This is a genomic window from Brevibacterium sp. Lmc1 (genome assembly GCF_057654315.1).
The window spans coordinates 62,847-76,778 of record NZ_CM172803.1; the positions used below are offsets into that span (position 1 = coordinate 62,847).

Annotated in this window: 12 protein-coding genes; 3 read left to right on the top strand and 9 right to left on the bottom strand. The window is 68.3% G+C overall.

Going from position 1 to position 13,932, the window contains the following annotated elements; all coding sequences use genetic code 11:
• Positions 1 to 148: 148 nt before the first annotated feature.
• The 9 genes from AC239G_RS00280 to AC239G_RS00320 form a co-directional block, all read right to left on the bottom strand.
• Positions 149 to 1,459, bottom strand: a complete 1,311-nt coding sequence (locus AC239G_RS00280) for a hydroxymethylglutaryl-CoA synthase family protein (RefSeq protein WP_487489541.1) — start codon at positions 1,457 to 1,459, stop codon at positions 149 to 151.
• Entirely contained in the window at positions 1,456 to 2,574 is a 1,119-nt protein-coding gene (locus AC239G_RS00285) for a hydroxymethylglutaryl-CoA reductase (protein WP_446656483.1), read from the bottom strand. The genes AC239G_RS00280 and AC239G_RS00285 overlap by 4 nt, the downstream gene beginning before the upstream one ends.
• The gene (gene fni, locus AC239G_RS00290; RefSeq protein ID WP_139467653.1) at positions 2,571 to 3,731 is read right to left on the bottom strand and encodes a type 2 isopentenyl-diphosphate Delta-isomerase; all 1,161 of its coding nucleotides are present in this window, start codon (positions 3,729 to 3,731) and stop codon (positions 2,571 to 2,573) included. Before fni ends, AC239G_RS00285 begins: the two co-directional genes overlap by 4 nt.
• On the bottom strand, positions 3,721 to 4,851 hold the full coding sequence (locus AC239G_RS00295; protein WP_446656482.1) for a phosphomevalonate kinase: 1,131 nt from the start codon (positions 4,849 to 4,851) through the stop codon (positions 3,721 to 3,723). Before AC239G_RS00295 ends, fni begins: the two co-directional genes overlap by 11 nt.
• Positions 4,848 to 5,864 carry a diphosphomevalonate decarboxylase gene (gene mvaD / locus AC239G_RS00300; protein ID WP_259358059.1) on the bottom strand — a complete coding sequence of 339 codons (1,017 nt, stop codon included), beginning with the start codon at positions 5,862 to 5,864 and terminating at the stop codon, positions 4,848 to 4,850. The genes AC239G_RS00295 and mvaD overlap by 4 nt, the downstream gene beginning before the upstream one ends.
• Positions 5,861 to 6,823 carry a mevalonate kinase gene (mvk, locus tag AC239G_RS00305; RefSeq protein WP_482401081.1) on the bottom strand — a complete coding sequence of 321 codons (963 nt, stop codon included), beginning with the start codon at positions 6,821 to 6,823 and terminating at the stop codon, positions 5,861 to 5,863. The genes mvaD and mvk overlap by 4 nt, the downstream gene beginning before the upstream one ends.
• An 84-nt stretch (positions 6,824 to 6,907) precedes the next feature.
• A complete protein-coding gene (locus AC239G_RS00310; protein ID WP_487489542.1) occupies positions 6,908 to 8,161 on the bottom strand; it encodes an RNA polymerase sigma factor in 1,254 nt (417 codons plus the stop codon).
• A gap of 10 nt (positions 8,162 to 8,171) precedes the next feature.
• Complete coding sequence (locus tag AC239G_RS00315; protein WP_487489543.1) at positions 8,172 to 8,606, bottom strand: YciI family protein; 435 nt, start codon at positions 8,604 to 8,606, stop codon at positions 8,172 to 8,174.
• Positions 8,607 to 8,744: 138 nt separating this feature from the next.
• Complete coding sequence (locus AC239G_RS00320) at positions 8,745 to 10,118, bottom strand: FAD-binding oxidoreductase (protein WP_139467658.1); 1,374 nt, start codon at positions 10,116 to 10,118, stop codon at positions 8,745 to 8,747.
• Positions 10,119 to 10,290: 172 nt separating this feature from the next.
• Here AC239G_RS00320 and AC239G_RS00325 point away from each other — a divergent pair, with 172 nt between their 5' ends.
• The 3 genes from AC239G_RS00325 (at position 10,291) to AC239G_RS00335 (ending at position 13,932) form a co-directional block, all read left to right on the top strand.
• Positions 10,291 to 12,081 carry a bifunctional 3'-5' exonuclease/DNA polymerase gene (locus tag AC239G_RS00325; protein WP_487489544.1) on the top strand — a complete coding sequence of 597 codons (1,791 nt, stop codon included), beginning with the start codon at positions 10,291 to 10,293 and terminating at the stop codon, positions 12,079 to 12,081.
• 162 nt (positions 12,082 to 12,243) lie between these two features.
• The gene (locus tag AC239G_RS00330; protein WP_482401085.1) at positions 12,244 to 13,323 is read left to right on the top strand and encodes an NAD(P)-dependent alcohol dehydrogenase; all 1,080 of its coding nucleotides are present in this window, start codon (positions 12,244 to 12,246) and stop codon (positions 13,321 to 13,323) included.
• 141 nt (positions 13,324 to 13,464) lie between these two features.
• On the top strand, positions 13,465 to 13,932 hold the full coding sequence (locus AC239G_RS00335) for a VanZ family protein (RefSeq protein WP_482401086.1): 468 nt from the start codon (positions 13,465 to 13,467) through the stop codon (positions 13,930 to 13,932).

A 13,932-nucleotide genomic window follows, 5' to 3' on the forward strand; every position in this document is an offset into this window, starting at 1 on the left:
TCAGGGTCAAGGTGAGGGGCTTCTTCGTGCCTGCGGTCGGTTGAAAACTCGCGAAAGGCCCAGTTTGAGTTGAGCAGCCCAGTTTCAAACATGGGCTGTTCGCCCCAAACTGGGCCGAACGCAGTGCGTGAAGTGTCGGGTGAGCCGCCTAGGCGCGCTCGTAGAGGCGGGCGCCGCCGCGGATTCCGGCGAAGCGGAACGGTCCCGCGGTCACCTTCGGGGTCGTGACGTCCTCGGCGCTGGAGAGCTCGGCGGCGTGGAGCGCGCGGTACGCGTCGATGGACAGCGGAACCCGGGCGTCGAGGGCCTCGGTGACGGTTAGTCGGTGCGAATGCTGTGCGTAGCCGGGGACGACGCGGGCGGTGAAGAACTCGCCGACGCTGCCCGACCCATAGCTGAACAGCCCGATGCGCTTGCCGGCAAGATCGTCATCGTGATCGAGCAGTGAGCACAGTCCTGCGTAGAGCGAAGCGGTGTAGGAGTTGCCGAGGCGCCGGTTGTACAGAGTGCTCGTGGCCAGCCCCGTATCGCGCGGGCCAGTGGCAACGGAGTTGTCGGAAGCGCCGGCAGTGGCCGAGTCCGTGGCGGCGGCCGAGTGGGCGGCAGCCGGGCCGGGACTGGCAGCAGCGGCGCCCGCGCCGGAGACACCCGCGACGATCTCCGTGTCGAGATCCTCACCGGTGAGTCCGGCGAGATGGACCTGCGCCTTCTTCGCCATCTTCGTGAACGGCTGGTGGTAGAGCACACGGTCGATCTCGGCCATGGCCGGTCCGCCCTGCGCGGCCAGATCGGTCCACGCTCCGGTGAGCGCATCGAGGTACGCGGTGACCGACAGGGCTCCGTCGACGATCGCCGTAGTCGAGTCGTTCGGGCGCCAGAAGTCATCGACATCGGCCGAGTTCAGACCCGAGACCGGTTCGATCTCCAGCAGCTTCGGATCCGCGGAGACGAGCATTGCCACCGCGCCGGCGCCCTGAGTCGGCTCACCGGGGGTGTCGAGCTCGTAGCGGGCGACATCCGAGGCGATGACGAGCACCCGCTGGCCGGGAGAGCGCGTGACGATGCCGACGGCGGCCTGCAGAGCCGCAGTCGCCGAATAGCACGCTTCCTTGACCTCGACGACGCGCATCTGCGACGGCAGGTCGAGCAGCGAGTGCACGGCCATACCGGCAGCCTTCGACTGGTCGATTCCCGATTCGGTGGCGAAGAGCATCGTGCGGATGCCCTCGGAACCACAGCGCTGAATGATGGGCGCGGCGGCCGCGGCGGCCATGGTCACGACATCCTCATCGGGAGCCGGGAAGCTGAACTCGTCCTGGCCGAGGCCGAGGCGGAACTTGTTCGGATCGGTGCCGTTCGCCTCGGCGAAGTCATCGAGCCTGACGACATGATGGCTCGTGGCCAGTTCGATGTCGTCGATGCCGATCGATACAGTGCCCGCAGCAGTGTGTGATGTCATGCGGCCTCGCCGTCCTCTCGGTGTGCTGAATCTGTCGGAGTCTCGGCAGCGCGCTGCTCATCAGCCTTGCGTTCCATCTGACGGTGAGTGTCCATCAGCTCACCGGGGTTCGTCTGAGCGGCGAGCAGCGAGAGCTCCCCGCAGAGCACCGTCGCGGCCATGAGTGCGGCCAGTCGACGCGAATTCGCTCCCGGCTCACGATCCTCCCGGCAGCCGAGACGCTCCAGCGCTTCATCGACATGCGGCAGGTCCTTGCCGTTGCCCACGGTGCCGACGATGAGGTGCGGCAGCGTCGTCGAGAAGTACAGGCCTTCGGGGCGGTTCTCCGCATAGGTGATGCCCTGCGAACCTTCGACGATGTTCGCCGCATCCTGACCGGTCGCCAGGTAGAAGGCGAGCAGCATGTTCGCATAGTGCGCGTTCGCCGAACGCAGGGCTCCCGCGATCGTCGATCCGACGAGGTTCTTGCGCACGACGAGTTCGACCATCTTCTCAGCGCTCGTGCGCAGGCGACGATCGACGACCTCGTGGGGCAGGACGATCTCGGCGACGACATTGCGTCCGCGTCCGAGGATCCCGTTGACCGCGGTGGCCTTCTTGTCCGAGCAGTAGTTTCCGGACACCGAGCCGTAGTCGAGGCCCAGCTGCCAGGACAGAATGGTGTCCATGAGCGAATCCGAAGCCTGGGTGACCATATTGTGGCCCGAGGCGTCGTTGGTGCGGAAGGCGAAGCGGACGAAGAGCAGGTTCCCGACGATCTCGGGGTGGATCTCGATGAGCCGGCAGTGGCCGGACCCGGCTTCGACGACGGCTTCGAGTTCGCGGGTGCGGTGACGGATGGCCTGCGCGGCGGCTGAAGCGCCGATCGCTGATTCGGCCACGAACAGCACGGATCGGGTCATCCGCTCATCGACGATGACGGTGCGGATCCCACCCTCGATCTCACGAGAGATCGATGCCCCGCGGCCGACGGAGGGCCACAGCGGGGTCTCGTACGTTGCCAGGGGCACGGCCACCTCGGTGTGGGTGCCACTCGGCGCCAGCGCTTCGCCGCTGACCCGCAGGGGACCGACCCACGTGGTGGGGATCCCGGTGATCGTGGTCTGCTGATTCACAGCTGATTCCTCCTCGAAAGGACGTCGGATCGGTGCGAGAGCGCGGTGACGTCGATTCCGCGCAGGCGGGCGAACTCGCCGAGGCGGCCCCGCGTGAGCAGGTCCGTGGCCGTGAGGTCCGTGGACCGCTGCGCCCCGAGCAGGGCGAACAGAGCCGAGGTCTGAGTCTGCCAGGTGCGCACGAGATCGACGAGCCCGTCCGGACCGTGGTCGAGCACGGTCTGCAGGAACGTGCCGGCGACGCCGACGGCCCGAGCACCGCAGGCCAGTGCTTTCACGACATCATAGGGGTTGCGCACGCCGCCGGAGGCCAGGAGCACGCGGTTCGAGACGCCGTCGTCCATCGTCGTCTCCGTTGTCCACTCGGGTGGGGCGTCGAGCAGGCAGGCCAGGGCGGACTGGCCGAAGCCGGTGAGCATGGAGAAGTCATCGGCCGGTGAGCGATCGTTCTCGATGCGCAGGAAGTCCGTGCCTCCGGCGCCGGAGACATCGGCGTACTGGACCCCGATATCGGCGAGCAGGGTGAGCGTCCGGCGGCTGAGTCCGAATCCGACCTCCTTGACGACGACGGGCACGGGGCAGGCGGCGACGATGTCCTCGAGTCCGGACAGCCAGGTGGAGAAGTCGCGGGTGCCTTCGGGCATCGCGGTCTCCTGCACCGGATTGATGTGCAGCTGGAGGGCATCGGCGTTCAGCAGCTCGACAGCCCGTCGGGCATCATCGGCGCTGCGACCGGCACCGAGGTTGCCCATGACGAAGCCGTCCGGGTTCTCCTCGCGGATGACGGTGAAGCCCTTCGCTGCCTCGGCGTCGTCGAGGGCCACGCTCATCGATCCGCAGGCCATGGGCAGACCGGTCTCGGCGGCGGCGATGGCCAGGTCCCGGTTGATCTTCGCCGTGGTCTCCGTGCCGCCGGTCATGCCGTTGACGTAGAAGGGCGTCGGCCAGGTCCACTCGCCCAGTTCGACGCTGAGGTCGACAAGTTCGGGGTTCGTGCCCGAGAGCGCATGGTGGACGAATTCGAGGTCGTCGAAGTCGGTGCGGCGGGGGCCTTCCGTCTGCTGCGCCGAGGCGAGGCGCACGTGGTCGTCCTTGCGGGAGGCCCGTGAGGCCTTGGTCTCCGGAGTCTCAACTGATGCCGGGGTCTCAGAACTCATCGATCTCGCCTTCCTCTCGGTGGGCACCGAGGTCCAGGGGTCGGATTCCGGCGGCTTCCCAGCCGCTGAGAATGGTCTGTGCTTCGGTGTGGGGGTGAGCGAGGGCGATTCCGCAGTCACCGCCGCCGGCTCCCGAGGGCTTCGCTGCGGCCCCGTGGGTTTCGGCGATCTCGCACAGGTCGTGCAGGGCTTCGGTTTCGATGAGGCTGCCCGTGGAGTCGCTCAGCCGCCGCAGCAGGCCGCGCACGGAGCGGATCGTGGTCAGGCTCGCCTCGGCATCGTCGGCGTCGAAGGCCGCCACGAGATCGTCGACGAGCGTGTGCGACTCGGCGGCGAAGGACACGAGCGGGCGCGGTTTCTGCGCTGCCGGGGACGATTCGGAGGAGGATTCGTCCGTCCGCTCGCGCGGGGTGTGGACGCGTGTGACGAGGTGTTCGGTCGACGCCGGTGATCCGGTCCAGCCGACGAGGAGGTCGAGCGAGCTCGGTGGGGTGACCCGCCTGGCCGAGCAGCCGGCCCATTCCGGGCAGCTCATGGCGGAGACGACCCCGTGGGCCTCGCGGTGAGCGTGCAGGGCGGCACGGTCGGGGGAGGAGTAGCGGATCCAGCCGCCGAAGGTGCTCGCGGCAAGATCGCCGCCCGAGGCCTTCGTGGAGATCGCGATGGTCGCCAGGACGGCGAGTTTGAAGCGTTCGGTCAGGGTCAGCCCGAGGCGATAGAACTCATCGAGCGCGGCGATCGTCGCCACCGTCACCGCCGCTGAGGAGCCGAGACCGAACTTCCGGCCGTCCGAGTCATTGAGCTCGCTGGAGATCTCGAGATCGAAGTAGCGGGGGCTGGCGCCCCGGCCGGAGCGCAGCTCTTCGACGGTGGAGATCGCCGAGAGCACATAGTCGAAGGGACGCTCGTCGACGATGATGTGCTCACCATCGTCTTCGCGCCGCCACACGACGGGAGCCTGACCGTATTCGCTCGAATGGATGCGGCCGGCGCCTTCGCTCTCGGTCAGCCGGACGGTGATGCACCGGTCGACGGCGATGAGCACGGCGGGCTGTCCGGGTTCGACGACGGCGTACTCGCCGGCGATGAACAGCTTGCCGGGCGCCCGGGTCTCGATCATGCCCGGCTGCCCTCACCCGCAGCCGGGTTCACTGCGTCTGCGGGCGGGACTGCGTCGGCGGCGGTGAGCAGGTGGGCTCCCGGTCCCGGTCCGACGATGCGGACGTCGCCGAAGCCGGAGAGCTTCTCGGCCAGCGCCTCGGCGTCATGGGGGCGGACGATGACGGCGACGTTCGGGCCGGCATCGGCGGTCGAATAGGCTTCGATCCCCGACTCGCGGGCTTCGGCCACGGCGTCGAAGATCGCGTGGCTGGTCGGATTGAGGAACCGGATCGGCGGCACGGTGGACTGGATGAGGCCGTGCATGCGCAGGGCGTGTGATTCGGTGATCTCGCCGATGCGGGTGAAGTCCCCGGCCGCGCACGCGGCGACCATCTGCTCGAGGTAGTCCTCGGTCGAGGACACCCAGCCGGAGTAGAAGGGGGAGGTGGCGGCGGTCAGGCGCATCGCCTCGCGGGAGGACACGGCCTTCCTGGCCCGGTTGACGGTGACGATGATCATCCGCATATCCGGGGCGGGAACGGTCTCGGCGAAGGAAGCGGCGTCGTCGCCGGCGTGCCAGACGGCGATGCCGTCGGGAATCGAGCGGCACGCCGACCCCGAACCGCGGCGGGCCAGCCGGCTGAGATCGCGGGGTGCGAGGTCGAGGTCGAAGGCCGCGGCGGCGGCCGTCGCCAGAGCTGCGAAGCCCGACGCCGAGGAGGCCAGTCCGGCACCCGTGGGCACGGAGTTGCGGGACCGGACGAGGACCCGATCATCGCGTCCGGCCAGGTCACGGACATGGTCGAGGAAGGTGGAGATGCGGTCGGTCTGACCGGCATCGGCGAGTGCGCCGTCGAGTTCGAGGACATCGGTCTCGGCGTCCGGGGCGGGCACCACGGTGGTCGTGGTCTCGAAGTGATCGAGGGTCAGCGACAGACTGCCCGCAGCGGGCAGGATGAGCTCCTCATCGGCCTTGCCCCAGTACTTGACCAGGGCGATGTTCGGGTAGGCCCGCGCCGTCGTCGTTCTCATGTCGGTCTGACCTCCGTCGTCCAGGTGCGGGGTGCTCCCGCCTTGCGCAGGGCCTCGGCGAGCTCTTCGGCCGAATCATCGTCCTCGGCCAGGGCCAGCACGCAGCCGCCGAGTCCTCCGCCGGTGAGTTTGGCACCCCAGGCTCCGGCCGCCGTGGCGGCGTCCACGAGGGAATCGAGGGTCGGGGTCGACACGCCGAGGCTGCCGAGCAGTCCATGGGCTTCGTTCATCAGCGTGCCGATCGCCCGACGATCACCGGAGCGGATGTTGTCGACGGCGGAATCGGTGATCTCGGCCAGACGGTCGATCATCCCTCCGATGCGCACGGGATCGGCGTCACGGCGGGCACGGACCCCTCCGACCGCCTCGGCGGTGGACCCGTGATGACCGGAGTCCGCGAGGACGAAGACGAGGCGCTGACCGACGTCGATGGTCTGGGCGCACCCGGTCTGGAAGCGGATGGGGGCGGGTTTGGCCACGGCCCAGGCGTCGATTCCGCTGGGTCGGCCATGGGCGACGGTCTCGGCCGCCTGCACGATCTCGTGGAGGGTGTTCTCGTCGAAGACCGTCGCATGCAGGTTCGCGACCGCGCGGGCCACGGAGGTGGCCACGGCTGCACTCGAACCCAAGCCCCGGCTGTGGGGGATCGCCGAACGGATGAGCAGCTCCACCTCGGCGTCGGGATTTCCCACGGCCTTCAGCGCGGCGTTGAGACCGGCGACGACGGGGCCCATCGGCTCCGGAGCGGTCTGCGCATTTCCGGAGAACAGCTGGCTCTCGATCCGGGTCTCCTGGTGCGGGGACCGGCGGATATCGGTCTGGACTCCGAGCCCGTGCAATGGCACTGCGACGGCCGGAGAGCCGTAGACAACCGCGTGTTCGCCGAACAGGATCGCCTTTGCGTGGGCGAAGCCCTGGGACGTGCCCTGGGCGGGTTCGGTCTGAGAGGAATTGTGCATGCAGGATGGTTTCGGAGTCTGTGGATTGATTTCACCATCATATGCCGTACCCCCGCCCATCCCGAAGACGAGGTGACGTCCGTCTCAGGTGAGTCCTGCCGAGAGGTACTCGCGTTCGGCCGGGTCGGTGGTCAGGTCGAGCGCCCGCCGGCGGGCGGTGGCCGCCTCGTCTGTGCGGCCGAGGCGGGTGAGCAGATGCGCCCGCAGCACCCAGGCAGGTTGGAAGGCGGAGACGCGTTTATCGTCTTGGCCGTCCGGGTCGAAGCCCAGCGCGTCGAGTGCGGCCAGTCCCGCCTCGGGGCCGTCGACCTCGGCGAGGACGGCCGCTCGGGAGACCGACCCGCCGAGACTCGGGGCTACCTGCGCGAGATCGTCGTGGAGGCGCAGCAGCATCGGCCAATCCGTGGATCCGGTGCGGATTCCGGCCATATGGAGGAGTTGGATGGCCGCCTCGAGCCCGAATCGGCCGACGTGTCCGCAGCGGTGGACCTCGACGAGGTGGCGCTCGCCCGCCTCCGTGAGAGTTCCGTCCCAGCGGTCCGGGTTCTGGTCGGACAGGGGCACGAATCGTCCGTCGCCGCTGCGACGAGCGGGGAACCGGGCTGCGGAGAGGTGGATGAGGGCGGCCAGTCCGTGGGATTCGCCGTCACCGGGGCAGAGTTCGGCCACGAGGCGGGACAGGTACAGGGCCTCGCCGATCATGCCCTCCCGTGGCTGCGCGGCCGCCTGAGCCCATTCGATGGCGAATGCCCCGTAGATCGCCTCAAACACATCGGGCAGACGGGACTCGAGGTCGAGACGGTCGGGACTGCCGAAGGCGACACCGAGACCGGCAACGCGCTTCTTCGCCCTGGTCAGACGGGCAGAGACGGTGGCGGCGGGCAGGGCCATGGCCGCCGCGATCTGTTTTGCCGTCATCCCCATCACCGCCGAGAGCATGAGCAGCGGCCGGGCGGGAGGATCGATGTCCGGGTGGGCGCAGGCGGCGAGGAGTTCGAGCCGGCGGTCGGGCAGGGCGTCAGGGTCGTGATGGGCAAGGTCGGTGCCGGCGTCGATGCGGTCGATCGTCTCCTCATCGAGGGCCGTCGAGGTCCGTGCCGCCGCCGATCTCCACACGTCCCGGCGGGCATTGAGAGCCACCCGGTAGAGCCAGCCTTCGGGGTTGGCGGGCGGTCCGTGGGCCCGCCACGCGGTCACGGCACGTTCGAGCGCCGTGGACAGCGCATCCTCGGCGCCGGAGATATCACCATCGGCGGCCGAGATGAGTGCGACGATCCTGCCCCAGCCGTCCTGGGACAGGATCATCGCGCGCTCGGCAGGATCGGCGGACTCGATCATCGGCGAGCGATCAGGAGGAGCCGCCCGGGAGGGACGGGCAGTCGCCGGGTCGAGTCGGCTCGTCACCCGGTCGGGTCCAGGCGCCGTCGACGAACGAAGTCGCCGCGGGTCGGACCTCGATGGTGCCGTAGCTCGTGCCGGGGAACTTCTCGGCCCAGGCCAGGGCCGCCTCGATGTCGGGAACGTCGATGACGACGACCCCGGCCAGGGCCTCCTTCGCCGCGGCGAAGGGCCCATCCTCGATGACGACCTCTCCGGTCCTCCGGGTCACGGTCTTCGTCTCGGTGTGGGGTGCGAGCATCTCCCAGGCGACGACGACCCCGGCCGAGGTCAGCGCCTGGCCGAAGTCGTCCATGAGGCGCATCATCTCCAGGAAGTCCTCTTCGGTGGGGGCGGGGCCGTCGGCTCCGGGTTCGGGTGCGTGGAAGATCAGTGAATAGCGCATGGTTCGCTCCGTTCTGTGTGCGGCGGCCGGATTTCAGTCGCTCACGGAGAAGACGATCGAATCGACGCCGATTCGACAGCTGTGCAGAATTCTTCCACGAATCCCCTCCGCCGAGGCGGTCCCGAACCAGCCGAACCCTCAGACGAGTCCGGTGTAGACCGATCCCGGGTTGAAGATGTTGTCCGGATCGAGGGCCTGCTTGATCCGGTGGTTGAGCTCCATGACGTCTTCGCCGAGGTAGGGCGCGAGCCACGGTGCCTTGAGTCGGCCGACGCCGTGCTCACCGGTGATCGTCCCGCCCAGCCCCGTGGCCAGATCCATGACCTCGCCGTAGGCGATCTGCGCGCGCTTCTGCTGTTCCTCATCCTTGGGATCGAGGACGAGCAGCGGATGCGTGTTGCCGTCGCCGGCGTGCGCGATGACGGCGATCGTCACCTTGCGTTCGGCCGCGATCTTCTCGATGCCGAGGACCAGGTCGCCGAGCTTCGGCAGCGGAACCCCGACGTCCTCGAGCAGCAGAGCACCCTTCTTCTCCACGGCCGGGATCGCGATCCGGCGGGCCGTGACGAAGGCTTCGCCCTCGTCGGGGTCGGCAGTGAGATAGCACTCTGAGGCAGAGTTGCTGTTGCAGATCTCCTCGATGATCTTCGCCTGCACAGTGCAGTGCTCGCCGGGTTCGTCGGACTGGATGACGAGCATGCCCTCGGCCTCACGGTCGAGCCCCATCTTCAGCTCATCCTCGACGGCGTTGATCGAGGGCTTGTCCATGAACTCGAGCATCGAGGGTCGCATGGCCTTCGCGATCTCGAGCACGGCGTTCGTGGCATCGGCGAGCTTCGGGAACATCGCGACGACGGTCGTCGGGGGCAGCTGGGCGGGAATGAGCCGCAGGGTGACCTCGGTGATCACGCCCAAGGTCCCCTCGGAACCGACGAAGAGCTTCGTCAGCGGCAGACCCGCGACGTCCTTGAGCCTCGGGCCGCCGAGTTTGACCGCCCGACCATCGGCGAGGACGACGGTCATCCCGAGGACATAGTCCGTGGTCACACCGTATTTCACGCAGCACAGGCCACCGGCGTTCGTGGCGATGTTGCCGCCGATGGAGCAGAACTCGAAGGACGAGGGGTCCGGCGGGTACCACAGGCCGTGTTCGGCCGCGGCGGCCTTGACCTCGGCATTGAAGGCGCCCGGCTGGACCGTGGCCATGCGGGTGACGGGATCGATGCTGATCTCGCGCATCTTGTCCAGGGACAGCACGATTCCGCCGGCGACCGCGGAGCTGCCGCCCGATAGGCCGGATCCGGCGCCGCGGGGCACGATCGGGACCTTCGCCTCGGCGGCGATGCGCACCACCGTCTGCACCTCCTTGGTGGTTCTCACCCGGACCACGGCGGCAGGAACCCCGGCATCGGGGTCGTTCGCACGGTCCCAGCGGTAGGCGTCCATCGAATCGGGATCGGTGATGACGGCTTCGGCCGGCAGAGCGGAGGTGAGGGAGGAGACAACGTCCATGTTGTGTGTCTGACCTTTCGAGCGGAGTTCGGCACCCGGAGTTCGCTCTCGACGTTACCAGGATCACGTTCGCCGCAGGCGGTCGGGTTCAGGCTGCGGACGGGCGGGCAGCCACGGTGCGGACGGGCGATCGGAAGACTGTCCGAGCGAGCCCGCGGCGTAGGCTGGATCCATGACCTCCGCCCCCGCTCAGCGGCCCGCCGCCTGCGTGTTCGGAACCGTGCCCGGAACCGGGTTCGAGGGGCAGCGGTTCGGGATCGTCGACCTCGACAGCGCGGGTGAGGAAATCGGTCGGATCGACCTCGCCGAGGCGGCCCTGCCCGAGGTCGTCCGTGACCGTGAGGGCGGAGCCGGGGGAGATCCGAGCGAACCGGGCGGAACCCGCCCCCGCTGGGTCCTCAGCGACACCGCGAAATGGTGCCCTCCGCTGCTCGCGGCCGGGGTGAGCCTCGAGCGCTGCCACGATCTGCGCTTGGCTCATGCGATCCTCGCCCGCTCCGAACTCGTCACCGCACCGGAGGCGGTGCGCGCCGCCTCCGAATGGGACGCCGCGCCCGCCGACGCCGCCGCACCCGAACAGGCGGCCGCTCTGTTCGACGTCGATGCCGGGCGCGGATTCATCCCACAGGTTCCGCACGATCTCGAGGCGGCTCTGGCCGAATATGCCCGTCAGACCGCGGCGATCGAGACCGCAGGCGATCCGGGCCGACTGCGGCTGCTGCTCGCAGCCGAATCGGCGGGAGGACTCGTCGCCGCGGAGATGCGCGCGGCAGGCGTGCCCTGGGACGAAGCCGAACATGATCGGATACTGACCGAACTGCTCGGTCCCCGGCCGATCCGCGACGGGAAGCCTCAGAAGATGCTGGCCAAGGCCGAGGAGGTCCGCGCGGCCCTTGAGGATCCGCGGGTCAACCTCGATTCGCCGAACCGGCTGCTCGCGTCGCTGCGCAATGCCGGCATCAACGTCGCCTCGACCTCGAAATGGGAGCTGCAGACGAGCGAAAATCCGGCGATCGCGCCCCTGCTCGAGTACAAGAAGATGGCCCGACTGCTGTCGGCCAACGGCTGGCACTGGCTCGACGAATGGGTTGATGACGGACGGTACCGACCCGTGTACGTGCCCGGCGGGGTCGTCACCGGCAGGTGGGCGGCCAGCGGGGGAGGGGCCCTGCAGATCCCGCGACAGCTGCGTCCGGCCCTGCGTGCCGACGAGGGATGGCGGCTCGTTTCCGCCGATGTCGCCCAGCTCGAACCCCGTGCGCTCGCCGCCATGTCCGGAGACCGGGCGATGGCCGCGGCCGGATTCGGCCGCGATCTCTACTCCGGGCTCGTCGACGCCGGCGTCGTGGCCACCCGGCAGGAGGCGAAGATCGCGGTGCTCGGGGCGATGTACGGATCGACGACCGGGGAGGCCGGAGCCCTGGTGCCACGTCTGCGGCAGAATTTCCCCGCCGCCATGCACCTCGTCGATTCCGCCGCCGAGGCGGGCCGACAGGGAGGAGTCGTGTCCACCTGGTTGGGTCGGACCTCCCCACCTCCTGGCGAGGGGTGGCAGAGACTGCAGAGGGCGGCGAACCGCTTCGACGCCACCGGTGCCGATGAGCAGCGGGCCCGGCGGGCCGCCGGTGACCAGGGACGGTTCACCCGCAATTTCGTCGTTCAGGGCACAGCGGCCGAATGGGCGCTGGCCTGGCTGGCCGACCTGCGGCTGCGCCTGGCGCGGCTGCCGGAGATCGAGGACACATCTGAGGCGGCCGCCTCGGGGCCGGTGTTCTCCCGCCGTGCTCACCTCGTGTTCTTCCTCCACGATGAGGTCATCGTCCATGCCCCGACCGAGCAGGCCGAGGAGGCGGCGGAGGCGATCAGGGCGGCGGCCGCCTCGGCGGGTCGACTGCTGTTCGGAGATGCCCCCGTCGATTTCCCCCTCGATCTGAGCATCGGTGAGCGGGCGATCAAGGACTGAGCCGTTCGATGGGCCCGAATGAGGGACTGAGCGGGACGATGGCGCTGAATGAAGGACTGAGCGGATTTACGAAGAATAAGTCCATGTGCATGGAATAGACTGCGAGCCGCAAGCGCTGGACGATGTGGCCCAGCAACGGATACGCAAGTCCAAGGAGATCACATGAGCATCAGCGTCAAGGCACTGCAGAAGACGGGAGCGGATCAGCCGTTCCGCGTGGCCACGATCGAACGCCGGGATCCCCGACCCGATGACGTCGTCATCGACATCAAGGCCGCAGGCATCTGCCACAGCGACATCCACACCATCCGCAACGAATGGGGCGAAGCGCACTTCCCGCTCACCGTCGGCCACGAGATCGCCGGCGTCGTCGAGGCCGTCGGTTCCGATGTCACCGATTGGAAGGTCGGCGACCGCGTGGGCGTGGGCTGCATGGTGAACTCGTGCGGCGAGTGCGAGGAATGCCGGGCCGGTCAGGAGCAGAACTGCCTGAACGGCAACGTCGGCACGTACAACGTCGAAGACGTCGACGGCACGATCACCCAGGGCGGATACGCGCAGAAGGTCGTCGTCAACGAACGCTTCGTCTGCCGGATCCCCGATGCGCTCGACTTCGACGTCGCCGCCCCGCTGCTGTGCGCGGGCATCACCACCTACGCACCGCTCAACCGCTGGGGCGCCGGTGAGAAGAAGAACGGAGCTCCCAAGCAGGTCGCCGTGCTCGGACTCGGCGGACTCGGCCACATGGGCGTGCAGATCGCCGCAGCCATGGGCGCCGAGGTCACCGTTCTGTCCCGCACGCTGAAGAAGGAAGCCGCGGCGCTGGAACTCGGTGCGAAGCGGATGCTCGCCACCACCGACGAGAACTTCTTCTCCGACCATGCCGGCGAGTTTGACCTCATCCTCAACACGATCAGCGCCGATATCCCCGTCAACCGCTACCTGCGACTGCTGGGGCCGCGCGGGGTCATGACCGTCGTCGGTCTGCCGCCGGAGAAGCAGGAGTTCTCCTTCGGTGCCGTCATCGGCGGGGCCAAGGCCATCGCCGGATCGAACATCGGCGGCATCGCCGAGACCCAGGAAATGCTCGACTTCTGCGCCGAACACGGCATCGCCGCGAAGATCGAGACGATCCCCGTCACCGAGGCGGACGCCGCCTACGACCGAGTCGTGGCCGGAGACGTGCAGTTCCGCGTCGTCATCGACACCGCGAGCTTCGATGACGTCGAGGCCGTCGCCTGATCCGCCTCGTCTGATCCGCCTCGTCCGAATCCCGGGCGTGAGACCGCAAGGGTCGAGGGATTCCCGCAATCGATGCGGGAATCCCTCGACCCTCATGCTGCAGGCGGGCACAATGAGACCGGGTCGAGGAACAGGGGAACGATGACGGGCACGAGGCGACAGCTGCGGACGGTGCCCCTGGCGCTGCTCATCCTCTACACGGTCTTCATCGGCCTCGTCACGCTCACACCCAACCAGATGGACACAGGCCCCGGCTCGTTCATCGCAGGACTGCTCGAGTTCCTCGCCTCCCACCGGATGACCGCATGGATCAGCTTTGACATCCTCGAGAAGCTCGCGAACGTCGGAATGTTCATTCCCTTCGGCCTGCTTGTGGCCCTCCAGTGCGGCCGCAGCCGCTGGTGGGTCGGCTGGGTCGCGGGCATCGCCTTCACGTGCCTCATCGAGGGCACTCAGGCGACCCTGCTCTCACCTACGCGCTTCGCCACGATCAGCGATCTCGTCACGAACAGCCTCGGTGCCGGCATCGGGGCTGTGGCCGGACTCCTCGTCATGAGGATCTGGCCGCCGAGGATGGACGTCGTTCCCGTCGACCATGAGGTTCGTTGA

Bases quoted from the DNA above. Each gene is read 5' to 3' on its own strand.
- AC239G_RS00280 (WP_487489541.1), bottom strand. From the start codon at position 1,459: ATGACATCACACACTGCTGCGGGCACTGTATCGATCGGCATCGACGAC.
- fni (WP_139467653.1), bottom strand. From the start codon at position 3,731: ATGAGTTCTGAGACCCCGGCATCAGTTGAGACTCCGGAGACCAAGGCC.
- AC239G_RS00295 (WP_446656482.1), bottom strand. From the start codon at position 4,851: ATGATCGAGACCCGGGCGCCCGGCAAGCTGTTCATCGCCGGCGAGTAC.
- mvaD (WP_259358059.1), bottom strand. From the start codon at position 5,864: ATGAGAACGACGACGGCGCGGGCCTACCCGAACATCGCCCTGGTCAAG.
- mvk (WP_482401081.1), bottom strand. From the start codon at position 6,823: ATGCACAATTCCTCTCAGACCGAACCCGCCCAGGGCACGTCCCAGGGC.
- AC239G_RS00310 (WP_487489542.1), bottom strand. From the start codon at position 8,161: ATGATCGAGTCCGCCGATCCTGCCGAGCGCGCGATGATCCTGTCCCAG.
- AC239G_RS00315 (WP_487489543.1), bottom strand. From the start codon at position 8,606: ATGCGCTATTCACTGATCTTCCACGCACCCGAACCCGGAGCCGACGGC.
- AC239G_RS00320 (WP_139467658.1), bottom strand. From the start codon at position 10,118: ATGGACGTTGTCTCCTCCCTCACCTCCGCTCTGCCGGCCGAAGCCGTC.
- AC239G_RS00325 (WP_487489544.1), top strand. From the start codon at position 10,291: ATGACCTCCGCCCCCGCTCAGCGGCCCGCCGCCTGCGTGTTCGGAACC.
- AC239G_RS00330 (WP_482401085.1), top strand. From the start codon at position 12,244: ATGAGCATCAGCGTCAAGGCACTGCAGAAGACGGGAGCGGATCAGCCG.
- AC239G_RS00335 (WP_482401086.1), top strand. From the start codon at position 13,465: ATGACGGGCACGAGGCGACAGCTGCGGACGGTGCCCCTGGCGCTGCTC.